Source organism: Streptomyces rhizosphaerihabitans (assembly GCF_025399795.1).
Taxonomy (GTDB): domain Bacteria; phylum Actinomycetota; class Actinomycetes; order Streptomycetales; family Streptomycetaceae; genus Streptomyces; species Streptomyces rhizosphaerihabitans.
Window position 1 is genome coordinate 12,125 of record NZ_JAODTZ010000003.1, and the last position, 24,441, is coordinate 36,565.

23 protein-coding genes are annotated in these 24,441 nt (G+C 70.3%); 14 read left to right on the forward strand and 9 right to left on the reverse strand.

The genetic code is table 11. The features are described from left to right. Nucleotides 1–249 precede the first annotated feature (249 nt). Nucleotides 250–780 carry a GNAT family N-acetyltransferase gene (locus N4G66_RS03625; RefSeq protein ID WP_391858743.1) on the forward strand — a complete coding sequence of 177 codons (531 nt, stop codon included), beginning with the start codon at nt 250–252 and terminating at the stop codon, nt 778–780. Nucleotides 781–783: 3 nt separating this feature from the next. Here the strand turns inward: N4G66_RS03625 and N4G66_RS03630 are convergent, their stop codons facing one another. Beyond that, on the reverse strand, nt 784–2,958 hold the full coding sequence (locus N4G66_RS03630; RefSeq protein ID WP_391858744.1) for an MDR family MFS transporter: 2,175 nt from the start codon (nt 2,956–2,958) through the stop codon (nt 784–786). A gap of 167 nt (nt 2,959–3,125) precedes the next feature. On the opposite strand from N4G66_RS03630, the gene N4G66_RS03635 reads away from it, so the two are divergent. Beyond that, nucleotides 3,126–4,613, forward strand: a complete 1,488-nt coding sequence (locus N4G66_RS03635) for a peptidoglycan-binding domain-containing protein (protein ID WP_261702459.1) — start codon at nt 3,126–3,128, stop codon at nt 4,611–4,613. A 248-nt stretch (nt 4,614–4,861) separates the two neighbouring features. Here the strand turns inward: N4G66_RS03635 and N4G66_RS03640 are convergent, their stop codons facing one another. Together N4G66_RS03640 and N4G66_RS03645 are read right to left on the reverse strand one after the other, a co-directional pair. After that, nucleotides 4,862–5,530 (reverse strand): HAD-IA family hydrolase, encoded by a 669-nt coding sequence (locus N4G66_RS03640; protein WP_391858745.1) that lies wholly within the window; start codon nt 5,528–5,530, stop codon nt 4,862–4,864. A 472-nt stretch (nt 5,531–6,002) separates the two neighbouring features. Further along, a complete protein-coding gene (locus N4G66_RS03645; protein ID WP_261702460.1) occupies nt 6,003–6,584 on the reverse strand; it encodes a TMEM165/GDT1 family protein in 582 nt (193 codons plus the stop codon). A gap of 481 nt (nt 6,585–7,065) precedes the next feature. Between N4G66_RS03645 and N4G66_RS03650 the strand changes: the two genes are divergently transcribed. The 4 genes from N4G66_RS03650 to N4G66_RS03665 all read left to right on the forward strand — a co-directional run bounded on the left by N4G66_RS03650 (nt 7,066) and on the right by N4G66_RS03665 (nt 11,384). Then, nucleotides 7,066–7,710 carry an HNH endonuclease family protein gene (locus N4G66_RS03650; RefSeq protein ID WP_261702461.1) on the forward strand — a complete coding sequence of 215 codons (645 nt, stop codon included), beginning with the start codon at nt 7,066–7,068 and terminating at the stop codon, nt 7,708–7,710. Between the two features lie 143 nt (nt 7,711–7,853). Further along, the gene (locus N4G66_RS03655) at nt 7,854–9,524 is read left to right on the forward strand and encodes an alkaline phosphatase D family protein (protein WP_261702462.1); all 1,671 of its coding nucleotides are present in this window, start codon (nt 7,854–7,856) and stop codon (nt 9,522–9,524) included. A 427-nt stretch (nt 9,525–9,951) separates the two neighbouring features. Beyond that, complete coding sequence (locus tag N4G66_RS03660) at nt 9,952–10,407, forward strand: DoxX family protein (RefSeq protein ID WP_261702463.1); 456 nt, start codon at nt 9,952–9,954, stop codon at nt 10,405–10,407. Between the two features lie 338 nt (nt 10,408–10,745). Then, complete coding sequence (locus N4G66_RS03665; RefSeq protein WP_261702464.1) at nt 10,746–11,384, forward strand: DedA family protein; 639 nt, start codon at nt 10,746–10,748, stop codon at nt 11,382–11,384. 225 nt (nt 11,385–11,609) lie between these two features. On the opposite strand, the gene N4G66_RS03670 is transcribed toward N4G66_RS03665, so the two are convergent. Then, nucleotides 11,610–11,843 carry a DUF2277 domain-containing protein gene (locus N4G66_RS03670; RefSeq protein WP_261702465.1) on the reverse strand — a complete coding sequence of 78 codons (234 nt, stop codon included), beginning with the start codon at nt 11,841–11,843 and terminating at the stop codon, nt 11,610–11,612. Nucleotides 11,844–11,944: 101 nt separating this feature from the next. Between N4G66_RS03670 and N4G66_RS03675 the strand changes: the two genes are divergently transcribed. Together N4G66_RS03675 and N4G66_RS03680 are read left to right on the forward strand one after the other, a co-directional pair. Further along, nucleotides 11,945–12,718 (forward strand): MBL fold metallo-hydrolase, encoded by a 774-nt coding sequence (locus N4G66_RS03675; RefSeq protein ID WP_261702466.1) that lies wholly within the window; start codon nt 11,945–11,947, stop codon nt 12,716–12,718. A gap of 152 nt (nt 12,719–12,870) precedes the next feature. Continuing rightward, nucleotides 12,871–13,785 carry a ketopantoate reductase family protein gene (locus N4G66_RS03680; RefSeq protein ID WP_261702467.1) on the forward strand — a complete coding sequence of 305 codons (915 nt, stop codon included), beginning with the start codon at nt 12,871–12,873 and terminating at the stop codon, nt 13,783–13,785. A gap of 193 nt (nt 13,786–13,978) precedes the next feature. Here the strand turns inward: N4G66_RS03680 and N4G66_RS03685 are convergent, their stop codons facing one another. From N4G66_RS03685 to N4G66_RS03700, 4 genes are read right to left on the reverse strand one after another with little or no spacing between them, the layout of a single operon-like run. Beyond that, nucleotides 13,979–14,890, reverse strand: coding sequence for a LysR family transcriptional regulator (locus tag N4G66_RS03685; RefSeq protein ID WP_261702468.1), 912 nt, complete (start codon nt 14,888–14,890; stop codon nt 13,979–13,981). Nucleotides 14,891–14,928: 38 nt separating this feature from the next. After that, a complete protein-coding gene (locus tag N4G66_RS03690; protein ID WP_261702469.1) occupies nt 14,929–15,516 on the reverse strand; it encodes a hydrolase in 588 nt (195 codons plus the stop codon). 2 nt (nt 15,517–15,518) lie between these two features. Continuing rightward, nucleotides 15,519–17,102, reverse strand: a complete 1,584-nt coding sequence (locus N4G66_RS03695; protein WP_391858746.1) for an MFS transporter — start codon at nt 17,100–17,102, stop codon at nt 15,519–15,521. Then, entirely contained in the window at nt 17,099–17,563 is a 465-nt protein-coding gene (locus N4G66_RS03700; protein WP_261702470.1) for a MarR family winged helix-turn-helix transcriptional regulator, read from the reverse strand. The genes N4G66_RS03695 and N4G66_RS03700 overlap by 4 nt, the downstream gene beginning before the upstream one ends. Before the next feature lie 330 nt (nt 17,564–17,893). On the opposite strand from N4G66_RS03700, the gene N4G66_RS03705 reads away from it, so the two are divergent. From N4G66_RS03705 to N4G66_RS03730, 6 genes are all read left to right on the forward strand, one after another. Next, a complete protein-coding gene (locus N4G66_RS03705) occupies nt 17,894–18,226 on the forward strand; it encodes a hypothetical protein (protein ID WP_261702471.1) in 333 nt (110 codons plus the stop codon). Between the two features lie 570 nt (nt 18,227–18,796). Next, nucleotides 18,797–20,491 carry a multicopper oxidase family protein gene (locus N4G66_RS03710; protein ID WP_261702472.1) on the forward strand — a complete coding sequence of 565 codons (1,695 nt, stop codon included), beginning with the start codon at nt 18,797–18,799 and terminating at the stop codon, nt 20,489–20,491. Next, nucleotides 20,488–20,709 (forward strand): hypothetical protein, encoded by a 222-nt coding sequence (locus N4G66_RS03715; protein WP_261702473.1) that lies wholly within the window; start codon nt 20,488–20,490, stop codon nt 20,707–20,709. Before N4G66_RS03710 ends, N4G66_RS03715 begins: the two co-directional genes overlap by 4 nt. Before the next feature lie 314 nt (nt 20,710–21,023). Beyond that, entirely contained in the window at nt 21,024–21,191 is a 168-nt protein-coding gene (locus tag N4G66_RS03720) for a hypothetical protein (protein WP_261702474.1), read from the forward strand. Next, the gene (locus N4G66_RS03725; RefSeq protein WP_261702475.1) at nt 21,182–21,331 is read left to right on the forward strand and encodes a hypothetical protein; all 150 of its coding nucleotides are present in this window, start codon (nt 21,182–21,184) and stop codon (nt 21,329–21,331) included. The genes N4G66_RS03720 and N4G66_RS03725 overlap by 10 nt, the downstream gene beginning before the upstream one ends. Before the next feature lie 213 nt (nt 21,332–21,544). After that, nucleotides 21,545–22,909, forward strand: a complete 1,365-nt coding sequence (locus N4G66_RS03730; protein ID WP_261702476.1) for a glutamate decarboxylase — start codon at nt 21,545–21,547, stop codon at nt 22,907–22,909. Between the two features lie 936 nt (nt 22,910–23,845). On the opposite strand, the gene N4G66_RS03735 is transcribed toward N4G66_RS03730, so the two are convergent. After that, nucleotides 23,846–24,325, reverse strand: a complete 480-nt coding sequence (locus N4G66_RS03735) for a suppressor of fused domain protein (RefSeq protein ID WP_261702477.1) — start codon at nt 24,323–24,325, stop codon at nt 23,846–23,848. Between the last annotated feature and the right edge of the window lie 116 nt (nt 24,326–24,441).

The window sequence follows — 24,441 nt, forward strand, 5'->3', positions numbered from 1 at the left end:
TCTCGACCCAACGGGCCGGTTCTTGAACCGGGTTGCCCGGAACCCGTTCCTCAAACGACCCCCGCTCCAGCGCGAACCACCGCACCCCCGAAGCCGATCACCCACCGACCGTTCAGCGATCGTCCGGCGATCGCCCGGCGACGATCCGTCCACCCCTCACTCACGAGAACCGCCAACGCCCGCTAGCCGCCGGGCGGTTCGGTCCGACACCCTTATCCGGTTGCGCGCCGGGGGCGGCCCCTGACGACAATGGCCGGCATGACCCGATCGCCTTCCGGCACGCCGGCCCCCTGGAGTGTGGCCCCCGAACCCTTCGGCTCCCCTGTCGCCGCCGCACTTTGGAGGGCGTACTACACGGAGGTCAGCGACCGGTGGTACCTGCTGCACGAAGGGCGTACGACGGATCCCGAGGAGTTGGAGCGGGAGGTCGCCGCGCTGACGGGCAGCGAGTTCGCGCCACCGACGGGTGTGCTGCTCGTCGCGCGCCACGACGGTGACCCCGTCGGCACCGCGGGGGTGCGGATGCTCGACGCCACGACGGGCGAACTGCGCCGCGTCTTCGTCCGCGAGGACCTGCGCGGCAAGGGCGGCGCGTCCCTCCTGCTGGCGGCGGCCGAGGCGGCGGCTCGCGGCCTGGGCGCCCGGCGGCTGGTCCTCGACACCCGCGGCGACCTCGTCGAGGCGCGGGCGCTGTACGCCCGGCACGGCTACGAGGAGACGGCGGCGCACAACGACGAGGTCTATGCCGAGCACTGGTTCCGGAAGGATCTGACCGGCTGACGCTCAGCCCATTTCTCCTTCGGGCCGGCCGAGCAGCATGCGCTCGTGGGGGCGCTCGGCATCAGAGCCGCACATCTCTTCGTTCAGCTCCTCGACCAGCTGAGTGAGGTCCGTCGGGCGGTCCGGTGTCCACCAGTCGCCGAGGAGGTCGGAGAAGGACTCCTCGCGGGCTCTGGACAGATTCCCGGCGGCCCCGCGGCCCGCGTCGGTCAGGACCAGGTCCAGGCCCTCGCGGCGGACGAGCCGGCGTTCCTCGAGCTGGCGGGCGGCGGCCAGGACGACGTTCAGGGGGACGGCATGGTGCTCGGCCAGGAGCGCGGGCTCCGCCCACCCGTATTTCTTGATCCGCAGCAGCAGCCAGCTCGCCGCGGGCAGCAGGTCGTAGCCCGCCCGCTCGGTGATCTTCTCGTAGATCTCGCGGCGCCCCTCCCGGGTGCCGAGCACGGACAGCGCCCGGCACACCTCGTCGTACGACGACCGCTCGACCGGGTTGCTGGCGAGTGTCTCCGTCACGTCGGGGGCCGTGACGGAGCCGCGCAGCTTGTCCTCCCGCAGGAACCAGGCCAGCACGAAACCGAGCAGGGCGACCGGGGCGGCGTACAGGAAGACGTCCGTGATCGACGTCGCGAACGCGTGCAGGACCGGCGGCTGGAGATCGGCCGGCAGCCGGCTGATCCCCTTCGGGTCGGCCTTCAGGGAGTCCGTGGTGATGCCGGGGGGCAGTTGCTGCCCGCTCAGTGCCTTCGTCAGGTTGTCGCCGAGACGGCTCGCGAAGACCGTGCCGAAGATCGCGACGCCGAACGAGGCGCCGATCGACCGGAAGAAGGTCGCCCCCGAGGTGGCGACGCCCAGATCCTCGTACGACACCGCGTTCTGCACGATCAGGACCAGGACCTGCATGACCAGGCCGAGGCCCAGGCCGAAGACGAAGAAGTACGCGCTCATCTCGCCCGTGCTGCTGTTCTCGTCCAGCTGGTGCAGCAGGAGCAGACCGAGGGCGGTGACCCCGGTGCCCGTGACGGGGAACACCTTCCAGCGGCCGGTACGGCTGACGATCTGCCCGGAGACCGTGGACGACACCAGCAGCCCGAACACCATCGGCAGCATGTGCACGCCGGACATCGTGGGCGACACGCCCTGCACGACCTGGAGGAACGTCGGCAGATAGGTCATCGCGCCGAACATCGCGAAGCCGACGATGAAGCTGATGATCGCGGACAGCGTGAAGGTGTGGATACGGAAGAGCTTGAGCGGCAGAACGGGTTCGGCCGCGCGCCGCTCCACCACCACGAAGACGACGGCGAGGACCACGCCGAGGATCACGAGACCGATGATCTGCGCCGAGTCCCAGGCCCAGGTGATGCCGCCCAGCGAGGCCACCAGGACCAGACAGGTGGCGACCGCGGCGATCAGGAACGTACCGAAATAGTCGATGACGTGCCGCGCCGACTTCTTCGGGATGTGCAGGACCGCCGCGATCACCGCGAGCGCGACGACGCCGACGGGGAGGTTGATGTAGAAGACCCAGCGCCAGCTGAGATGTTCCGTGAACAGACCGCCGAGCAGCGGCCCGAGCACGCTCGTCGCGCCGAAGACCGCACCGAACAGCCCCTGGTACTTGCCCCGTTCACGCGGCGGGACGAGGTCGCCGACGATCGCCATCGACAGCACCATCAGCCCGCCGCCGCCGAGGCCCTGCAACGCCCGGAAGCCGATCAGCTCGCCCATGTTCTGCGACATGCCGCACAGCGCCGATCCGATCAGGAAGATCACGATCGCCGTCTGGAAGAGCTTCTTGCGGCCGTACTGGTCACCGAGCTTGCCCCACAGCGGGGTCGCCGCCGTCGACGCGAGCAGGTACGCCGTGACCACCCACGACAGATGCTCCAGACCGCCGAGGTCGCTGACGATGGTCGGCAGCGCGGTCGACACGATCGTCTGGTCCAGCGCGGCGAGCAGCATGCCGAGCAGCAGTGCGCCGATGGAGACGAAGACGCTGCCGTGGACGGTGTCCCGGGCGTCGGTGGCCGCCGCGGTGCGGCGTCGCACCGCCGACTCGCTCACCTCGACCGAGTCGTGCAGTCCGGGCGGCCCGCCCATGCCGCTGCCGGTCGGCGCGTCCGCCCCTTCCGGCCCATGGCCGGACGGCGTGTCCGAACCGTGCGCGTCCCCGGTCATACGGCCTCCCTGAGCCCCGAGGGTCCCGGTCATCCTCCATCCTGATCGGTGTGTCCGGTTATGGCCTGTCGAGCTAACCGGAATCCGTGGTTCCGGGGGGCTGCTTGAAGGTTGCATGAAGGTCGTCCGGATAATCACTGGAGTTTTCAGGGGGGAGGGACCCACTCGTGACTGAACCGACCGGGCATGTCTGCCCAGAGTGCGCCGCACACCGGGCGCAGGACGGCACACCGTTCTGCGGCTGTGCCCGCACGGCGTCCGACGCGCTGCGCGACAAGCGCGCGGCGCAGGCCGCGGCGGAGGACTTCAACCCGCTGCGCATACGGCCTTACGTAGAACTGGGTACGGAGAACTCCGGGCACACCGGAGGAGGCCTGGGGCCGGCCGAGGGCACCGGTGGCCCTGGCGGCCCGGCCGGAACGGCCCCGGGGCCCTGGCATGCCGCCCCGACCGCCGGAGAGCCGTGGGCGGCCGCCGAAGCGGGTGCCTGGGCGGCGGCCGAGACCAGTGCCTGGACGGCGGCCGAAACGGGTGTCTGGGCGTCGGAGGACGCCTCGGCGCACGTGGGCTCTCACGGAGCACCCGCGAGCGGCGGCATGCCCACCGGCAGCGCCGGGACCATGGGGGGCTTCGGGGAAGCCCACACCATGCAGGTGCACGGCACCGACCCTCGGTTCCACGGCGGCATGCCCGCCGACGGCGTCGAGCCGACGGTCTCCGTGTACGGCACTCCGCCGGTCGGCGGAGCGCCGATGTCGCCCGCGAACGGCGAGGACGCGACCGCTTCCACCATGCAGCTGGCCGCGATCCCGGCGGACGCGACCATGCGACCGGCCCTCGTGCCTGCGGACGCGGCCCCGCGATCGGCTCCGCTGCCGCCGGAGGTCACCACGCCGTCGGCGGCAATGCCGGCCGACGCCACCATGCAGCTGAAGGCGCTCCCCTCGGACGCGCGCGCCACCGACGTCCGCCTTTCCCACGGCGGCTCGCGCGGCCCGAAGCCCGGCCAGGAGGTCTCGGCCACCGGCCGGCCCAGGCGTCGCCGACGTACCGGGGTCCTCGCCGTCACCGGAGTCGTGGTGACCGTGGTGGCCGCGGCGGGGGTCGTGAGCGGACTGCTCTCCTCCGACCCGCACTCGCGGGACGAGGCCCAGCCGAAGGACGTCCGGACGACCGCGCCGGACGTCCTGTCCGACACGGCTTCCGCGGTGCCGTCGGCGAGCGCGTCCTCGACGGCCTCGACGTCGTCGTCCCCGTCCGCCTCGGCGAGCGCGAGCCCGTCGCCGTCGGCGTCCGCGTCCGCGTCGGACACGTCGGCGACACCGTCCTCGTCGGCCACGGCGTCGGCGACGTCCGCGCGGCCGAGCCAGACGGCGACCGCGCCGGGATCCGCGGCCTCCACGGGTGGCGGCGGTGCGAACGTGGCGGCCGGGCCCACCCTGCGGCGTGGCGACAGCGGGGCCGAGGTGACCGAGCTCCAGCTACGGCTGAGCCAGCTCAGGATGTACATGCGGAAGGCCGATGGCCAGTTCGACCGTCACCTCGAGGACGCCGTGGGCTGGTACCAGTGGGCGCGGGGCATCACGGGGGATGCCCCGGGGGTGTACGGCCCGGCGACGCGGGCGAGCCTGGAGTCGGAGACGGCGGAGCCGTAGCCGACCGTCCGGGTACCCGGTACCGCGTGGCGGGTGTGCGGTGGGTCGGGTACGTGGCAGGTCGTGCATGCGCCAGGCCGGGTACGTGACGGGTCGTGGCCCTGCGCTTTTGTCCGGAGGGGCAGGATTCGGCCCCTCCGGCGTTCGAAGAGCGGGGGCTGGGGCGCGGAGCCCCGGGTCCGGAAGGGAAAACGCGGAGGCGGCGGAGGGGCGAAGGACCCTCCACCCGCCCTCTCCCCTTCCGGCCCTCAGCCGATGTGAAGGCGAACCGTCCCGTCCCCGACGACCTCGACCCGTACCTCGGTCAGATCACGCACGAGCACGTCCGGCCCATGGAATCCCGCCCGAGGACCGACCCCGACGACCCGCATTCCGGCGGCCCGCCCCGCGGCGATCCCCGCTCCGGAGTCCTCGAAGACGACACAGTCCTCGGGCGCGATCCCCAGCTCGGCCGCGCCCTTCAGAAAGCCCTCGGGATCGGGCTTGCTGGCTCCGACGGACTCGGCGGTGACCCGCACGTCTGGAAGCCTGAGCCCGGCGGCGGCCATCCGCCCGCTGGACAGCGCCACATCCGCCGAGGTGACGAGCGCATGCGGCACCGCCGCGAGGGAGGCGAGGAACTCCGGCGCTCCCGAAATCGCGACGACGCCGTCCATGTCGGCGGTCTCCTCGGCCAGCATCAACGTGTTGTCCGCGTAGTTCTGCTCCATGGGCCTGTCCGGCAGCAGCAACGCCATCGAGGCGTAACCCTGCCTGCCGTGGACGACCTTCATGACCTCGTCCCCGTCCAGCCCGTGTCGCTCCGCCCAGCCGCGCCAGCAGCGCTCGACGACGACGTCCGAGTTGACGAGGGTGCCGTCCATGTCGAGCAGGAAGGCGCGGGCGGTCAGAACGGTGGTGGCCGTCGTCATCGGCATGCTCCAAAGCGCAGATATGGGGGGTCGACACACCCCCGGAAAACAAGGCGGCCCCGCCCACCGGTCAGGGAGGTGCGGACGGGAACCACTTTGTTCCTACAAGATACAAAACAAGCGGCCCCGGCGCCACCTCCCCCGACCTGCCCTTTATTCACCCAGGCGCCGAACGCAACCCCCAGGACGCCATCGAGACACTGCCGGGACACCCCCCGGACACCGACAGCCCCCACCGGCGGCCCCACCGACATCCACCCACAGCCGGCCCCCGCACGGAACCCGCCACGCCCACTCGCACGCCGGAGGCGGCCACACCCGCCCACACGCGCGAGGCGGCCGCACCCGGCCCCCATGCACCCGCGGACACCGGGGTACGAGGCACCCGCCGAGACACGTCCCGGCACCACACAGGGTCCCGTGAAGGGCACCCCGCGAAGAGCGCCCCGCCGAGGACGAGTGCCGGCCCCGACAGGGCTCAGCCCGCGACAGCCTCGTACAGGCTCCAGGCCCCCAGCCCCAGCATCAGCATCGCCGCCACCTTGGTGATCAGCGTCAACGGCACCCGCTTCATCAGGGCCTTGCCACCCACGATCCCGAGCCCCGCGACAGCCCACAGCCCCAGCACCGCACCGAGCCCCACGGACAGCGGGTCGTCGTACCGCGCGGCGAGGTTCGCCGTCATGATCTGCGTGAGGTCGCCGAACTCGGCGATGAGGATGAGCATGAAGCCCGCCCCGGAGACCTTCCAGAAGGTCTGGTTCTCCGGCTTGCGGATCTCTTCCTCGCCCTCGTCCTTCTTCATCAGCAGCACCGCGGCACCGCCGAGGAACAGCACACCGGTGACCGCGTGCACGATCTGCTGCGGCAGCAGCGTCAGCACGCTGCCCGCCGCGACGGCGAGTGCCACATGGACGGCGAACGCGGCGGCGACACCGGCGAAGACGTACGAGGCGCGGTAGCGCGTGCCGAGGACGAGGCCCGCGAGAGCTGTCTTGTCCGGCAGTTCGGCAAGGAAGACGACACCGAAGACGAGCGCCATCACGCTGAAGCTGATCAAAATTCCTCAATCGGTCGGGCTGCCCCGCCGAGAGTGTTGCGACTGCGCGTGCTGTGACTGCGCGACACCTCGGCACGGCAGCACACAGCGACACCCGCACCGGGAGGCGCGGGAAGAAGCACCCACGCCGGAAGAGCCCGGCACGGGCAAGTGCACTGCTTGCCGAAGGTCTCGCTGGCCGGCCTCGTGAACGAGGTCTGCCTCCGGGCGCCGGCTCAGACGAGCTGAGCAGTATGTCGACGGTCCGGCGAAGAGCTACTCCCCTTCTGCGCCGTCCATAGTACGCGACCAGCGAAGCGGCCTCCCAGGGCCGAAAGTCCCGCGGTCGGGATTTCCCCCCGAGCCGAAAGTTCTGCCATAAACCTTGTTATGTCATGTGCACGTCACTAACTTCTAACCGCGCACTTACCTCCCGGCAATACGACGCCGCGAGCATTCGTTCGCTCGCACTCCAACGCCCCCACACCCCAAGGGAGTTCGCATGCCAAAAGTCTACGCGCGTCGACGACTGAGCATACTCGCAGCCATCACGGGCCTGATAGCCATGGCCAGTGTTTTCAACGGCCCGACCGCCTCCGCCGCCCTCCCCACCCCGGTCAGCGCGGCCACCGCCCGCACCTACCTCGCGTCCCTCACCGTCGCGACGGAGAACCGCACCGGCTACGACCGTGATCTGTTCCCCACCTGGATCACCATCAGCGGCACCTGCAACACCCGTGAGTACGTGCTCAAGCGCGACGGTTCGAACGTCGTCGTCAACTCCGCCTGCACGGCCACCAGCGGCAGCTGGTACTCCGTCTACGACGGCGCCACCTGGACCGCCGCCTCCGACCTCGACATCGACCACCTCGTGCCGCTCGCCGAGGCCTGGGACTCCGGCGCCAGCGCCTGGACCACCGCCCAGCGCCAGGCCTTCGCCAACGACGTGACGCGCCCGCAGCTCATCGCCGTCACGGACAACGTGAACCAGTCCAAGAGCGACCAGGACCCGGCCGAGTGGATGCCCCCGCTCAGCTCGTACGCCTGCACCTACGTCCGCGCCTGGGTCCAGGTGAAGTACTACTACAACCTCAAGGTCGACTCCGCCGAGAAGTCGAAGCTGAGCTCGGTCCTGAGCGGCTGCTGACCGCACCGCGCCACAAGACCGGCGGCCCAGGTCGCCCGGGTTCCGGACATCGTTCCCCCCACGGTGTTCCCACGGTTTCCGGAACCTCCCCACAGGCCTCCGTCGTTCCGTACCGTACGGGGCGACGGAGGAGGGGGATCATCATGGCTGAACTGCGCCTGGGACCACTGCTGAGGTACGTCGACGGCTCGTCCGCGACCTTCTGGGTCGAGGCGAGCCGTCCGTGCACCGCCGAGGTGCGCTGCGCGGACGGCGCCGGCGGAAAGGCCCGTACGTTCCAGATCGCGGGCCACCACTACGCGCTGGTGCCGGTGAGCGGACTGACGCCGGGCACGGTCACCGCGTACGAGATCCTGCTGGACGGGGCGACCGTCTGGCCGCTGCCGGACTCGCCCTTTCCCCCCTCGGTCGTCCGCACCCCCGAGGGCGACGACGCCGCCGTCCGCGTGACCTTCGGTTCCTGCCGCTGGGCGGCGCCGCCCGCCGACGAGAAGGACCCGGTCGGCCCCGACGCCCTGGACACCCTCGCCGCCCGCATCGCCTCGGCCCCGGACGGCGAACGCCCGGACGTACTGCTGCTGTTGGGCGACCAGGTGTACGCGGACGAGGTCTCGAAGGCGACCCGTGCGTGGATCGCCGCGCGAAGGGGTCTGGCGGACCCTCCGGGCCATCAGGTCGCGGACTACGAGGAGTACACCCGCCTCTACTACGAATCCTGGCTCGACCCCGAGATCCGCTGGCTGCTGTCCACCGTACCCAGCTGCATGATCTTCGACGACCACGACGTCATCGACGACTGGAACACCAGCGCGGCCTGGCTCGCCGAGATCCGCGCGACCCCGTGGTGGCGCGAGCGGGTGCTCAGCGGTCTGATGTCGTACTGGGTCCACCAGCACCTCGGCAACCTCTCCCCCGGCGAGCTCGCCGCGGACCTGCTGTACGCGGCCGTACGCGAGACCCCCGACGGCACGGACGTGCTGCGCGCCTTCGCCGCCCAGGCCGACGCCGACCCGGCCTCGGTCCGCTGGAGCTACCGCCGCGACTTCGGCCGGACCCGCGTTCTGATGCTCGACACCCGCGCCGCCCGCGTCCTGGACGAGAAGCACCGCTCGATGCTCGATTCCGGCGAGGCCGCCTGGCTGCGCGAGCAGGTCCTGGAGGCGCCGGACTCCCGCGACCATCTCCTGATCGGCACGTCCCTGCCCTGGCTGCTGCCCCCGCTGATCCACCACGCGGAGACGTGGGACGCGGCCCTGTGCCGGGGTGAACGGGGCGCGCGCTGGGCGCGGTTCGGCGAGCGGCTGCGGCGGGCGGCCGATCTGGAGCACTGGGCGGCGTTCCCGGAGTCGTTCGAGGAGCTGGCGGAGCTGATCGCCGAGGCCGGGTCGGGCGAGGACGCGCCGGCGACGGTGTGCGTGCTGTCGGGAGACGTGCACCACGCCTATGTCGCCGATCCGGTCTGGGCCGACCCCGCCCGGCAGCCCGCCGCCCGGGTTCTCCAGCTGACCTGCTCCCCCGTCCACAACTCCATCCCGCCCTACATACGGCTCGGCTTCCGCTTCGGCTGGAGCCGCCCGGCCCGGCTGCTCGGCAACCTCCTCACCCGGCACGGCCGTTGCAGGCGCCCACCGGTCGACTGGCGCAAGTCCGGCGGCCCTTGGTTCGGCAATCAGCTGATGACCCTGACCCTGCAGGGCCGTTCGGCCTCCCTGCGCCTCGAACAGGCACGGGAGGCACGGGGCGGCGACACCGGCAGCACGGCGAGAGGCGCCCGGCTGACCACGGTGGAGGAGTCCGCGATCACCCTCGGATAGGGGCATTCCCCACGGGCGGGCCCTGGTCGCGCGCTCACCCGACGCGCCCGGGGGCCGGCCGTCCGCGCGACGACTCCCGCGGAGGCTCGGCTACCGGAACCTGAACCGGATGCGCGGCGGGCGGCGGGCGGCGGGCGGCGGGCGGCGGGCGGCGACGGACCAACGACGAACTCCTCGCCCGGCAGACACGGACGGGACAGCGCCGGGCCCGGAGTGGATTCGGTCAGGTTTCCGGGCGCCGATGCCGTGGCGTGAGGGGCACTACGTGCAAGGACGGCCGAAGCGGAATCGTAAACGGAAGCCCAGCCATGGCTGAATGTTGAACTTGCAAGCATAGATTAGGTCCACCTAACCTTGGTGACTCACTCGGTTCCGTCCCACGGTCCGGCTCTGCCCGGACCGAACCAGACCGAAGGAGTTCCCCCACATGACCGGACGCCTCAACAGCGCCCAGCCGTACGCCATTTCCCTGTTCCGCATCGTCGTCGGCCTGCTCTTCGCCGCACACGGTGCCGCCTCGCTCTTCGGTGTGCTCGGCGGCGCGATGGGCACCGACGGCGGCACCATCGACACGGGCACCTGGCCCGGCTGGTACGCGGCCGTCATCCAGCTCGTCGCCGGGGCGCTCGTGCTCCTCGGCCTCGGCACCCGCGCCGCCGCGTTCATCGCCTCGGGCTCGATGGCGTACGCCTACTTCGACGTCCACCAGTCGGCGGCCCTGTGGCCGATCCAGAACGGTGGCGAGCTCTCCGCGCTGTTCTGCTGGACCATGCTCCTGCTCGTCTTCACCGGCTCCGGCGCTCTCGGCCTCGACCGGCTGCTCGCCGCCCGCACCTCCTCGGCAATCGAGGACGAGCGGGCAGCGGAGCCCGTCACCGCCTGACCCGCACGAAAGCGCCCGCCCCGGTCCACGGAGGCGGGCGCCGTCGGGTCCGGGGCCGTCCAGCCTCGCCGACGGGCCTCGCAACTCGTCGACGGAGCCGCTCACCCGGTTCGCCATCCGCACCCATGGCGGACATCGGCGCCATGCGGCGGACTGCGGACTGCGGACTGCGTACCGGAGCGTGCGGGCGCGTGAACGTGACGTGACCGACACATGCGGCCCCCGAGGATCTTCTGTCACATCCTCGGCGTACGCTGTAGGGCTGTCACAGGCCGCCCCGCCACTCCCCCGCGAGTCGCGGCGCGGCCGTGCTTACGGGGAGTCGGGGGAGAGTTTCGGTGCTGGAGAGTGTGGGGTCGCTGACGGGCAGCCCATGGATCTACGCGGTGGTCGCCGTGTCCATCGTTCTTGATGTGTTTCTGCCGGTCCTGCCGAGCGGTGTCCTGGTCATCACGGCGGCGACGGCCGCGGCGGGCTCCGCCACCGCCACCGGCGCCGTTCCGCACGCCGTGCCCGACATCCTGGTGCTGACCCTCTGCGCGGCCACGGCCTCGGTCTTCGGCGACCTGGTGGCGTACCGCCTCGCCTGGCGCGGTGGCGACCGCCTGGATCGCGCCATCGCCCGATCCCGCCGCCTGACCAGCGCGCAGGAACGTCTCGGCGAGGTCCTGGCGCGCGGCGGCGGGGCCCGCGGCGTACTCGTCGTCGTCGCCCGTTTCGCTCCGGCCGGCCGCTCGGTCGTCTCGCTCGGCGCGGGCGCCGCGCACCGCCGGGTCCGCGAGTTCCTGCCCTGGTCGGTCCTCGCGGGGCTGGCCTGGGCCGGCTACAGCGTGGCACTCGGCTACTTCGGCGGCCAGTGGCTGGGGGCCACCTGGCTCGCGACGGGCGTCTCGTTCGGGGCCCTGTTCGCCGCGGGAGCGGGTGCGGCCTACCTCGTGCGCCGGCCCGCGGTACGGGAGCAGGCCACCGGCGCCTGAGCCGCGGCCGCCCGAGGGCTTCGGACCACGGACCACGGGTGGACCACGGGTGCGGATCCCCGACTGCGCGTGCGGGCCCCGGACCACGAGTACGGACCACGCGTACGGGCTACGGGTACGGACTACGGACCGCGCGTACGGGCTACGGGCCACGCGTGCGGACGGCGGCCTGCGGGTAGCGGCGCGCAAGCCGCGGCCCACGGGCTGTGCGGGGCTGTGGGCGCGCTATCCGGCGGCGCGCTGGGGGACCGCCCCGCGTACCTCCAGGTCGTCCAGCAACTCGGCCGTGGCCGCCGCGACCGCCGCGACGGCGCGGTCGAAGACCTCACGGTTGTGGGCGGCCGGGGCACGGAACCCGGAGACCTTGCGGACGTACTGCAGAGCGGCGGCGCGGATCTCCTCCTCGGTCGCTTCCTCGGGGATCGCGGGCGGGCGAAGTGTCTTGATGCTGCGGCACATGAGTCCAGTCTCGCGCGTCCGGCGCCGTCGTGGTCACCGCTCGCGAAAGAGGGCCGCCGGGGCCGGGAATAGCGCCGCCGGTTCCGCGGATTGAGCTGAGCATGACCTCAACGGAGATCACTTACGTCGGCGGCCCCACCGCCGTCATCGCGATCGGCGGCCTGCGGCTTCTCACCGATCCGACCTTCGACGCTCCCGGCGAGTACCCCGTCGGCGCACGGAAACTGGTGAAGACGACCGGGCCCGCCCTGCTGGCCGAGAAGCTCGGCCCGGTCGACGCCGTCCTGCTCTCCCACGACCAGCACCCGGACAACCTGGACGCGTCCGGGCGCGGGTATCTCCAGGACGCCCCGGTGACCCTGTCGACGGCGTCGGCGTACGAACGGATCGGCGCGCCCGTACGGGCCCTGCGCCCCTGGGAGTCCGTCGAACTGGCGCGTCCGGACGACGGAGTGCTGCGCGTGACGGCCGTTCCGGCGCAGCACGGACCCGACGGCTCGCTGCCTCTCGTGGGCGAGGTGACCGGTTTCGTGCTGTCCGGGGAGGGGCTGCCCAAGGTGTACGTGAGCGGCGACAACGCGTCCCTCGACGTCGTACGGGAGATCGCGGTCCGGGAGGGCCCCTTCGATGTGGCCGTGCTGTTCGCGGGGGCGGCGCGAACTCCGCTGGTACCGGACGCTCCGCTGACCCTGACCAGCGAGGACGCGGCACGGGCGGCGGAGATCCTCGGCGCCGCCCGGGTCGTTCCGCTGCACTTCGAGCACTGGGGCCACTTCACGCAGGACGGCTCGACCCTGACGAAGGCCTTCGCGGAGACCGGTCTCACGGACCGGCTGCGGCTCCTTGAGCCCGGGGCTTCGGTACGGGTTCCGTAGCGGCGTCCGCGGTCCCTTCCGCCGCGAAACCCCGATACCCCAGTGAATCCTTGGAGTTGGGCAAGCTTCTCCGAGGATTGACTCGGGTGACGGCTGGTTGTGAACATCACCGGGGCCCTCGTTCGGGGGCTCACCGAGAGGAGCGGGGTCACATGGCGAACGACGGGCTGACGGTGGCGGTACTGGGTCCGGGTGGGGTCGGCGGACTGCTCGCGGCGCTCCTGGCCCGCGCCGGCCACCGGGTGATCTGCCTCGCCGGGGACGAGACCGCCCGGACGCTGGCCGCGGACGGTATCGAGGTGCGCAGCGGTCGCTTCGGTGACTTCACGGCGCGGGTCGCGGCGGACACCGAACTGCGCGAGCCGGCCGACGTATGCCTGATCGCGGTCAAGGCGACGGCCCTGGACGCCGCGCTGGAGCGCCTCCCGGCGAAGACTCTGGGCGAGGAAGGCCTGATCGTCCCGCTCCTCAACGGTGTCGAGCACCCGGCGCTGCTGCGCGAGCGCTATCGCCCCGAGCAGGTGGCCCCCGCGGTGATCCGTGTGGAGTCGACGCGGATCGCGCCGGGAGTGATCGAGCACGGCAGCCCGTTCGCCGAGGTCGACCTGACAGCCGACACGGCACCCCGGGCGCGGATCGAGACACTCGCCGGGGTCCTGGAGTGGGCCGGGGTGCGCGTCCGGATCCAGGACAGCGAGGCGGCGACGCTCTGGGCGAAGATGTCGTTCCTCGCGCCGTTCGCACTGCTGACGACGCGGTACGGGGTGCCGGTGGGCGACGTACGCACGCTGCACCGCGAGGAGTTGGCCGCCCTCGTCGAGGAAACGGCGGCGGTCGGCCGCGCCTGCGGAGCTCCCGTCGACCCGGCGGCCGCGCTCGCCCGCTACGACGCCTTTCCGGCGGCCACCAAGTCCTCCATGCAGCGGGACGCCGAGGCGGGCCGCACACTCGAACTCGACGCGATCGGCGGTGCGTTGCTACGGGCGGCGGAGCGGACCGGGGTGCCGGTACCGGTGACGAGCAGACTGGTCCGAGACCTGGCACCGGCCGCCGACAGGGGCAACTGACAGCGGGACGGCGCCCGATGATGTCGGGACCTGCGGGACCGGGTGGCGAGCGTGACATCTGACGGCCCATGAACCCGGGACGGCGGTCGACGGCATCCGGGGGCCTATGGGACCGGGGCGGCACCTCGGGCCGGCGAGACCGAGCGGCACCGTCCGGCGGCTTCCGGGGGGGCTTACGGGACAGGTGTCGGCGTCAGTCCCCCGTTGCCGTCCCGGCGTCCGCGCAGTGCCGGGTCACCGTGTCGGCGAAGGCGTGCGCCACGGGTGACAGGGCGTCCCACTGACGTACGGCCCAGCCGACCGTGAGGGGCGGCAGGGCCGGTACGGGGAGGAAGCGGAGGCAGGGATGGCCGGGTCCGGGCAGGCCGGGCAGGGCGGGGACGACGGCGTGGCCGAGCCCGAGTTCGGCGAGCAGGATCGCGGTGTCCCAGTCCGCGACACTGGTGTCGGAGGTGCCCGCCGGTATCCCCAACTCCCGGTAGGCGGAGTCGAGATGGGCACGGGAGGTGGAGCGATCGGGCAGTCCCACGATCCGCAGTCCGGCCAGCTCCCGCGCCTCGATCCGTTCCCGCGCGGCGAGTTCGTGGTCGGCGTGTACGGCGAGCACCCAGGGGAGTTCGGCGACGGCCCGCTGCTCGACCCCGCGTACGGGAGGGCCGAGGGTGACCCAGGCGAGGTCGAGTCCGTGGTCGGCGAGCGCGTCGAAGCAGCTCCGGCTGGAGTTCTCGGTCTGGAACTCCAGGCTCACCTTGGGGTACCGCCCCCGGAACTCGACCACGGCCTCGGCCATGAAGTGCCGCACGGTGGTGCCGCCGGTGGCGATCCGTACCGTCCCGGCGCCCCCGCGCGCCAGCTCGTCGAGCCGGCGCAGCGCGAGATCGAGACCGGCCATTCCTTCGGCGGCGGCCCGTTCGAGGACCCGCCCGGCTCGGGTGGGCACCACACCCCGGGCCTGCCGCTCGACGAGGCCGACCCCGACCTCCCGTTCCAGCCGGCGTACGTGCTGGCTCACCGCCGACTGCGTACAGCCCAGCTCCCGGGCCACGGCGCTCAGACTCCCGGCCCGGCAGACGGCGACGAACACACGAAGATCATCCAGGGTCATGGGCCCCAAGGTAGCGGCGGCCCGCCGGAGTCGGCCGCTCAGGCCCGGGTCTTGTCGAGCAGCTCGACGATCTCCTCGGTCGTGCCGGTCTCGCCGAGGCGCGGGAAGATCCGCTCGACGCTGTTGCGGTGCGTCTCGGGGTCGAGGTCGGACATCGCGTCGGTGGCGAGGGTGACGTGGTAGCCGTGTTCGTGGGCGGCGCGGGCGGAGGACTCCACGCCGATGCTGGTGGCGATGCCGGCCAGCACGATCTGGGTGATCCCGCGGCGGCGCAGCTGGAGGTCGAGGTCGGTGCCGTAGAAGGCGCCCCAGTTCCGCTTGGTCACGGTGATGTCCTCGGGGTGCCCGGACAGGTCGTCCACGATGACGTCCCAGCCCTCGGGGAAGGCGAGGCCGCGGCTCGGGCCGTCGATCCGGCCGGGAACGGCGTCCGCGCCGTCGGCGGCGGCGGTGACCCGGACAAGGACGACCGGGAGGTCGTGGCCGCGGAAGGCGTCGGCGAGCCGGACGGAGCGCTCCACGACGTCGGCGGCGGCGTGCGGGGCGAGGCCCGGGTTGCCGACGATGCCGTGCTGAAGGTCGATGAGCACGAGCGCGGTGCGGGGGTCGAGCGTGGTGACTGCCATGGTCAGGCCTTTCGGGGGATGAGATCGCGAAGGGATCGGTCGATGAGGGTCACCGCCAGGAGCAGCACTGCTCCGGCGAGCATGAAGAGGGCCAGATGGTGCAGGCCGCCGGTGTCGGCGCCGTGCGTGAAGAAGGCGGCGTCGGCGGCGGAGGCGGCCATCGCGCCCAGGTAGGTGAAGGTGCGCAGGAGTCCGGCCGCGGAGCCCATCCGGGCGGGGTCGGCCTGCCGGTACAGGGCATTCTGATTGGCCAGGCCATTGAGACCCTGCGGAACACCCATGAGGGCGCCGACACCGGCCAGCATCCAGATCGCGCTGCCGGAGTTCATGGTCAGCAGCGCCGCACACCCGGCGATCTGGACGAGACTCCCGACCACCAGCTTGCCGCGGACGGCCTCCCGCCGCCCGGTGACACCGGAGACGACGAGTCCGCTCAACGACAGCGGCAGCAGGACGAGCCCTGCGCCGGCCGCGTGCAGCCCGTGTCCCTCCTCCATCCACTGCGTGAACCCGTAGAGGAAGGCGTACGCCGTGGTGTAGCTGAGGAACTGGCGCAGGAAGGTGGCCAGCATGGGACCGTTGCCGCCGAGCACCCGCAGGTCGATGAACGGCTCCGGGACCCGGAGTTCCCGCCGCGCGAAGGCTCCCCCGGCGAGGAGTGCCAGGACCGGCAGGTACCAGTCGGCGGCCCGCGGTTTCATCAGGAACAGCATCAGTGAGACGAGCAGGGCGGCGAAGAGGGCCATGCCGATGAGGTCGACGCTGCGCGCGCCCGGTACGTGCGGCTCTTGGGGGGTGTGGGGTTCGTGGGGTTCGTCCTGCGCGGTCGCGCGGTCCGGGGCGGTCACGCCCGGATGCGGCGTCGACTCCGGAACTTCGGGCGTCCCCGCCCTTGGCGGTCGCGCTTTTGCCGGCTGTGATTTCGGCAGCCGCGCTTTGGGCATCCGCGTCTTCGGCAGCCGCGCTTTGGGCAGCCGCAGCGCTCCGAGAACCAGACAGGCCAGCGACAGGGGCACGTTGACGAGGAAGATGGTGCGCCAGCCGCCCGCGCCGATGAGCAGGCCGCCCAGAGTGGGCCCGACCACGGCGACGGTCTGGGCGGAGACGGCGAGCGCGGTCAGCACTCCTGCCGGGCTGCCCTGCCCGGTGCGTTCGGCCTCGCTGCGGGTGAGGTGCATCGCGGCGGGGTACGCGGCCGAGGTGCCGAATCCGAGCAGCACCCGGGCGGCGACCAGCGCACCGAGGTTCGGGGAGAGGGCGCCGAGAAGTCCGGCGACACCCACCATCGCCGTACCGGCGAGGTAGAGGCGGCGGGGTCCGTACAGATCGACGAGCCGTCCGATGACGGGCTGCCCCACGGCGGTGGCGAGGTAGAGCCCGGAGACCAGCCACGCGGTCTCGGCCGCCGACGCCCCGAGAGCTCTGCCGATCGGCACCAACGCCACCGCGATCATGGAGGAGTTGACCGGGTTCAGCACGGACCCGAGGACCATCGGGGCGATCAGCCGACGGTCGAACCGGTCGGGCGGGCGGTGGCGCGCGGGGGTGAGGCGGTGCTGGAGCCAGTCCCGGATGGTGGGTATCACGGCCGGGTGAGTCGTTCCAGCAGTGCCATCGCCTCGATGACCGTCTGCCGCTCGTCCTCCGTGCACCTGTCCTGGAGGGCTCGGGCGAGCCACTCCGAACGGGCCTGCCGGGTGCCTTCGACGCGCTCGCGTCCGGCGTCCGTGAGCGTGACCAGCTGACGCCGGCCGTCCCCGGGGTCCGGGTTGCGCTGGATGAGTCCGTACTGGTCGAGGGCCGCGAGCGTCGCGGCCATCGACTGCGGGCGCACTCCCTCGGTCGCCGCCAGCGCACTGGCCGTGGCGGCTCCGCTCTTGCTCACCAGGGTGAGCGCGGAGATCTGGGAGGGCGTGAGGTCCTGCTTCTCGGAGACCTCGCGGATCCGCCGTCGGAGCAGGCTGAACGCGACCCGCAGATCCTGCGCGGCGCGCGCCGCGGAATCCGAGACGCCCGCGTCGCTCCGTCGATTGCCACTCTGATCCATACCGTCACCGTAAATCGCTCAGCCCAAACTGTCCAGTTGAAACTGCCCAGTTTCAACTGGGTAACTCTTCCGGACTCACGGGGCAGCGACCGACCGGCCCGGGGCCCGACCGGAATCCGGGCGGACCTCGGGCCGAGTCCATCCGGGGTCCTCCCGGGGTCCGCCCGAGGCGCTCCCGGGGCACTCCCGGAACCCACCACCGGGCGGAACCCGGGAGGCGAAGCGTTCCCCCAGGTCACGCACCATCTGAACACCCGTTCGGAACACCCGTTCGCGTGAAGTCCCGGAAGGAACTCGCATCACAAAATCGAACAGGCGTAGCATTGCCGTGTGGCTGCGACCTACGACTTTCCGAGTGACCTCCTCGCCGGTCAGGAGGAGCTGCATCAGGTCCGGGCCGAGCTACTGGCCCTGCTGAAACGACTCCCCTGGTCGGTGGAGCCGCTGGACGGCTTCAGTGACACCGGCGGCTGGCGCAAGGTGGAGCGCCCCGCTTCCCCCGGCTGGACCTCCGACGAACAGGCCGAGGTCGAGAAACTCCGCCAACGCGAGCGCGAGCTCACCGTGTTCGTCTCCGGCCACCGCTTCTGGTCGGAGGTCGCCCCTCCGGACAAGGTCGACGCCCGGATGCGGCTGAAGCACGCGCGCGACACCCCGTCATAGGGGCGCACGCAGGGGTTCGGCGTGCGCGCCGGACCCCTCCCTCCTCCCCTCTTCCCGGCTTCCGGCCCGAAACCGCCCGCGAGGACGTCCCGCCGGACAAGCCTTGGCGGACGGGCGGACGGGCGGCCGAGCGCGAGCGGGGTCACCGTACTGAATTAGGGCACAGTGAAGCGGAAAATCGCAGCTTCACGGTCCGCCGAACAGCCGAACGTGACGCGCCAGAAGAATGTTCAGTGGATTGTCGATCAATTCAAGTTGGCTACAGATCACACTCTGCGGCACCGGTTCACAGAGGGAGAGAAGTCGCCCTTCCGCTGGAGCGGCTTCGGGCAGGCAGAACGAGTTCGGCCGCACCGGATGAGATGGTTTTACGTGTATTCAGACTGGCAGTAAATTCGATTCCATTTCCGACGCCTGCCGAATTGCTGCCGATATCGGCCCAATGAGCGCCTTTCCCGGACCGGACCGGCGCGCTCCGGCAACGTCCCGAGTCGGCCCTGTATCCCTTTGGACGTCATGTGGGGCGATGGGGAAGGCTGGAAAAAAATGTTCGAGCGAAGAAAATTCCTCATGGCCGGCGCCCTGGGGGGTGCGGCCATGCTTCCACCGGGTGTGCTGGGAGCGCGGGCGTATGCGTCGCCCGCTCACGGATCGGGGTCCGCCGACACCCCGGTGCCGCAGACCCCTCCGTTGAAGAAGTACGTCGATCCGCTGCCCATTCCGATGACGGCCGTCCCGGATCGTTCCGTCTATCCGGGCGCCGACTACTACGAGGTCACCATGCGGGAGAGCTCGTGGCGGTTCCACCGGGATCTCGGGCCGTCACCCGTGTGGGGTTACTGGGCCACGAACCCGCACCATCCTCGTAAGTCGATCGGCATGGGCTATCTGGGGCCGACCCTCGATGTGACCAGGGATCACCCGACGGTCGTCAAGTGGCGCAACGAGCTGCCGACCACCCACATGTTCCAGTTCGTGATCGACGCCATTCGCAACGGGGACCCCGAGCTCACTCCGACCGCTCCGCCCCCGTACACGAGCGAACTGCCTTTCCCCTCGAACGTCAACGTGTGGAACGTCGTGCACCAGCACGGCGGTTTCACGGCACCGCAGTCCGACGGTATGCCGCTGCAGTCGTTCAGCCCGGACGGAATCCACGCCGAGTCGTACACCACCCTGGACCCGAGCCGGGTCGAACCCAACGAAGCGATCTGCGCCTACACCAACCACGACCATTCGTGCATGCTCTGGTATCACGATCACGGCATGGGGATGACCAGCCTCAACGTCTATGCGGGCCTTGCCGGTCTCTACCGGATCGGTGACCCCGCCGACGAGCGGCTCGGGCTGCCGCGAGGCGAATTCGAGGTCCCCCTCATCCTGCAGGACCGGACCTTCCACCCGGACGGCTCGCTCGCCTACACCATGACTCTGAGGGAAGGCGAGGACACCCCGGTCGTCAACGGGAAGGCATATCCCTTCCTGGCCGTCGAGCCGCGGCGCTACCGGCTGCGCATTCTCAACGCTTCGAACGAGCGTTTCTGGCGACTGAGGTTCGACGTCCCCAGGGACGTACTCCCTCAGCCCACACTGCCGTTCCATCTGATCGGCACCGACGGCGGCTTCCGCAGTCCTTTGCAGATGCTGAACTTCCTGATCAGCCCTGCCGAGCGGTACGACCTGATCGTCGACTTCAGCCAGATGCCCATGGGCACGAACATCACATTGATGAACTACCACGCTCCGGTCCACTACCCCGGCATGCCCGGCGAAGGACCGGAAATCTCGGAAATCATGCAGTTCCAGGTGACCAAACCATTGTCCGGAGGCGCGGACAGGACGACGCCGCCCAAGAAACTCAGGCTGCCGGCGGTCACGCCTGTCGAGCCGAAACCGCACACCCGTCGACGGGAATGGGTCACATACCAGCACGAACTCTTCGGCACCATGACATTCAACGCGGTGCCATTCATGGAGCCGTCCCAGGACTTCATCGAGGCGGGCTCGACCGAGATCTGGGAGTACATCAATCCCAACCACGACGCCCACCCGATGCATGTCCACCTCGTCAACTTCCAGATCCTGAACAGGCAGCCGATCGACGCGGCCGCCTACCAGGCGGATTACGAGAAGTGGCTCGACGGCGGCCGCAAACCGGAGGCCCGACCGGTTCTGGCGAACTATTCACCGGCCCGCCGATCCCGCCGGACCCGGACGAAGCACTGTCCTACAAGGACACCTTCAAGTCGTATCCGGAGACGGTGACCAGAATCATCATTCAGGAATTCAGTCCGCCGACGGATACGATCGCGTCCATTCCGGGCAGTGGCACCGAGCTCCCGGCGACGTACGTCCACCACTGCCACATCCTCGAACACGAGGACGACGACCTGATGCGACCCTGGACGATCGTCGGCCACGGCGACCACGGCGGTAACACCCAAAGCGACGGCTACAGCCACGGGCACGGCCACGGCCACTGAGGTCGATCGACTCCGCATGCCGGCCCCGCCCGAGGGCCCGGACCGGCACCGACGCCGTAACCCCCATCCCGCCCGGATCCTTGCAACCCGGCCGGTGGCACGGCGCCACCCACCGGCCCAAAAAGATCAAGGCCCAGGCATCCGGCTTCGCACCGGTTGACCTGGGCCTCGTTCATGTCCTGAGACTGGTGGGCGCGGACGGTTTCGAACCGCCGACATCCGCCTTGCAAGTTCGCTCCAACTCGTCCTTGGCATGGTGGGTGGCGGGCGGGACGCCGGCGATCCCTGCACTCGCCGGGTCGAAGTTGCCGGCCGTGCCCGCCTGGCGCGACACCGCTCTGCACGACGTAGTGCGTCCGCTCATGCCGGCCATGCTCGCGCTGTCCGTGTGCTGGTACGCGGTCCTCGTCTTCGCCGAGGTGCGCCGGCTGCGTCCGCACTACGACATGGGCGCCGGGCGACCGTCTTCCCGATGGGCGTGACAGCCGTCGCCGTCGCTGTCGCTGTCGCCGACGCCGCGGCCGTCGGCCGGCTGCGGACGCCGGGCCAGGTGCTGCTCCGGATCGCCGTCGCCGCCTGGGTGATCACGCCGGTCGGACCGGTCCGGCACTCGGCTGCGTGAACCGAATCTGCGATCACGGCTCTGACCCGCTGCTTCGAGCCTCAAGAGGTGGCTCCTGCGGCTTCCTCCACCGTCCGTACACCGGAACGCGGGCTTCCGTGCGGCCGGCGAGCGTCGTCGATCGCTCGGGAAGGTACGCCGTTCGCGTGCATCCCGAGCCCCGTCCGCAGGTGCTGAGCATGGCCCCTCTCCGACCGTGGTTGAGTCGCCGCTATGACCAAGAGTGACGCCGAGACTCTGTTCGGCAACCGTTTCCTGACCATGCCCGCTCCCTCGGAGACCTTCCCCGAGAAGGGCATGGCCGCGACGGATGCAATGAGGCTCGTGGATGTGGATCTCGCCATGGAGGGCGACCCGCAGCGCAACCTCGCCACGTTTGTCACCACTTGGATGGAGCCGGAGGCGCAACGGCTGATCGCCGAGAATCTCCACCGCAATTTCATCGACCATGCGGAGTACCCGATTTCCGCCGAGATCGAGCAGCGTTGCGTGCGCATGCTCGCCGACCTCTTCAACGCGCCGGGCAGGACAACCGGATGCCGGACCCAGGGTTCGTCCGAGGCGATCATGCTCGGCGCGCTGTCGCTGAAGTGGAAGTGGCGGGAGCGCCGGCAGGCGGCCAATCTGTCGGTCGACCGCCCCAACTTAGTCTTCGGCGGGGACGTCCACGTCGTGTGGGAGAAGTTCTGCCGCTACTTCGACGTCGAACCGCGGATCGTGCCGCTCGCCGAGGGCAAGTACACGATCGGCCCGGAGGACGTGGAGCCTCACCTCGACGAGAACACGATCGGTGTCGTCGCGGTCCTCGGCACCACGTTCACCGGCCACAAGGACGACGTCGTCGGGATCGACAAGCTCCTGCGGGACGTCCGCCAGAAGCGGGACCTCGACATCCCGATCCACGTCGACGGCGCCAGCGGCGCATTCGTGTGGCCTTTCCTCTACCCGGACTCGAAATGGGACTTCCGGCTCGAGCAGGTCCGTTCGATCAACGTCTCGGGACACAAGTACGGCCTGGTCTACCCCGGCATCGGCTGGCTGGTCTTCCGCGAGGAGTCCGACCTGCCCAAGGACCTCGTGTTCGAGGAGAACTACTTGGGCAAGACCGACTCGACGTTCACGCTGAACTTCTCCACCGGCGCGTCGATGGTGCTCGCGCAGTACTACAACTTCGTCCGGCTCGGTCGCCAGGGCTACACCTACGTCATGAAGATGATGCAGGAGAACGCCCACGCGCTGGCGGACAACCTGCGTAACGGCGGCCGCTTCGAAGTGATCGGGAGCGACCTGGAGCAGCTGCCGCTGGTCGCTTTCCGTCTCGCCGGCAAGCACGCCTACGACGAGTCCGACGTCGCCTGGCAACTCTCGGCCGAGCGCGGCTGGATGGTGCCGGCGTACACGCTCCCGCCCAACGCGGAGCGGGTGAAGATCATGCGTGCCCTGGTCAAGGAGACCCTGAGCCGCGAACAGATCGACCGCCTGAGCCAGGACATCGCCGACGCGTGTCGCACTTTGGACGACAAGGGTGCGACCCATGAGGCCGAGCGGGCCCGGGTCAAGCGCGGCACCGGCTACTGACGCCCGCCGCCGGCACCCCCGGGGACGGGCCGGCGGCGTTATGCACAGGCCTGCGCGCGATCCCGGCTGCCGCCCTTACCGCGCCGCCCCTGCGGATCACAAGGGGGCCTTATGCACAGGCACGGCACGGCACGGTTTTCGAGGAGCTCGCCGTCGAGGTCATGGCGGAACTACCGACCGACGACGCCCGGAACGAAGTGTTCGCGCTCGTCGAGGAGGCGCGCGCGGCCCCGCGGGCGTGGTCGGATGCACCTCTCAGCCCAACCCACCACTCACCTCAGCTCCCATCCCGTCCGCCTTCGACCCACACCGTGGAGCGGGCGTGGTTCAGGGCGTCAAGGTGGAGCGCGCCACTGTACGAACGACGTGAGGCCCTGGGCCGCGACTGCTCGGCTCTGCCTGGGGCGAAGGCGGACGGGATGGAACACGTCGTCCAGGACACGCAGCGCGAGGCGGTCAGCCATATGGATCGGCTGCTCACGCGGCGCCTACAGCGCGAGTAGATCTGGCGCTGATGTCAGATCCGGATGTCAAAGACCCCCAGCCATGATCGGCTGGGGGTCTTCGGCCTGGTGGGCGCGGACGGTTTCGAACCGCCGACATCCGCCTTGTAAGGGCGGGTGTGGTCGGCGGCGGAGTTCCCCAGGTCGGTCCAGCGGTCGCGCCGCCCAACTCATCAGCGCATCTCGACTGTGATGAGCCGTCGTTGACCGTGGTTGACCGCACGATGTGGCACGGCTGTGGCACGCGACCGCTTCGTCCCGAAGCAACTCCTGTGGACGCCCCGACCTGGGGCGACTATGCCTCTCACCTGCTGCGATGGTCCACAGCTGTGCGCGGTTGTCCGCGGCGGTACGTCCGCGTTGTCACGCGGTTGAACAGGCGTCTACGTCATGCTCCGTCCCAACAGTCACGGCACGGTCGTGACCGTTGGATCTAGAGGTCGAGTTCTGGACGGTTGGAATCGAGAAGGTCGGGGTCCTGGCGGCTCAGCGCGTCTTCGAAGGCATCCCAACCCTCGTTGCGGATGAAGGCGGTCTCCGATGCGGTGATAGGGATCAGCCAGACGACGGCGACAGCACTGCCGTTCTCCACGGTGACCGAGGAGAAATCGGCGTCGAAGTAGACAGGCAAGGCTGCGCAGAGGGCTGTCATGGTTCCGCCGGGCAGTGGTGCGGGAAGTGGGACAACGTCACCGCGCAGTATTGCCTCGCCGCTCGCCACCAACTGCCCAGCGACATATTCCAGTACGTCGGGGAAGTGCCCGTACCCCTCTGTACGGTTGGCGTACTCGCAGGTCAGCAGTTCCAGGTGGAAGTGGCTGTCTGTAGTCGGTTGCCACAACGGCGTACGAGAAAGGCCGATCGTGGCGAACGCTTGTACACCCGGGAGCTTGCCGTCGCGGAAGAGTGCCACCTGAGGAGTGCCTGGCGCAGCGCCTGTGGGCGCCGACCAGGCCCCGATCATGCGCCCGAGTCGGCTCTCAAGGTGGTCTATGAGCTCCGGCACTAGGCACCCCTATCTGACGTTCT

Bases quoted from the DNA above. Each gene is read 5' to 3' on its own strand.
- N4G66_RS03710 (WP_261702472.1), top strand. From the start codon at position 18,797: ATGGCCGGCGCCCTGGGGGGTGCGGCCATGCTTCCACCGGGTGTGCTG.
- N4G66_RS03625 (WP_391858743.1), top strand. From the start codon at position 250: ATGGCCGGCATGACCCGATCGCCTTCCGGCACGCCGGCCCCCTGGAGT.
- N4G66_RS03690 (WP_261702469.1), bottom strand. From the start codon at position 15,516: ATGGCAGTCACCACGCTCGACCCCCGCACCGCGCTCGTGCTCATCGAC.
- N4G66_RS03650 (WP_261702461.1), top strand. From the start codon at position 7,066: ATGCCAAAAGTCTACGCGCGTCGACGACTGAGCATACTCGCAGCCATC.
- N4G66_RS03685 (WP_261702468.1), bottom strand. From the start codon at position 14,890: ATGACCCTGGATGATCTTCGTGTGTTCGTCGCCGTCTGCCGGGCCGGG.
- N4G66_RS03700 (WP_261702470.1), bottom strand. From the start codon at position 17,563: ATGGATCAGAGTGGCAATCGACGGAGCGACGCGGGCGTCTCGGATTCC.
- N4G66_RS03640 (WP_391858745.1), bottom strand. From the start codon at position 5,530: ATGCCGATGACGACGGCCACCACCGTTCTGACCGCCCGCGCCTTCCTG.
- N4G66_RS03680 (WP_261702467.1), top strand. From the start codon at position 12,871: ATGGCGAACGACGGGCTGACGGTGGCGGTACTGGGTCCGGGTGGGGTC.
- N4G66_RS03655 (WP_261702462.1), top strand. From the start codon at position 7,854: ATGGCTGAACTGCGCCTGGGACCACTGCTGAGGTACGTCGACGGCTCG.
- N4G66_RS03675 (WP_261702466.1), top strand. From the start codon at position 11,945: ATGACCTCAACGGAGATCACTTACGTCGGCGGCCCCACCGCCGTCATC.
- N4G66_RS03670 (WP_261702465.1), bottom strand. From the start codon at position 11,843: ATGTGCCGCAGCATCAAGACACTTCGCCCGCCCGCGATCCCCGAGGAA.
- N4G66_RS03725 (WP_261702475.1), top strand. From the start codon at position 21,182: ATGGGCGTGACAGCCGTCGCCGTCGCTGTCGCTGTCGCCGACGCCGCG.
- N4G66_RS03660 (WP_261702463.1), top strand. From the start codon at position 9,952: ATGACCGGACGCCTCAACAGCGCCCAGCCGTACGCCATTTCCCTGTTC.
- N4G66_RS03730 (WP_261702476.1), top strand. From the start codon at position 21,545: ATGACCAAGAGTGACGCCGAGACTCTGTTCGGCAACCGTTTCCTGACC.
- N4G66_RS03630 (WP_391858744.1), bottom strand. From the start codon at position 2,958: ATGACCGGGGACGCGCACGGTTCGGACACGCCGTCCGGCCATGGGCCG.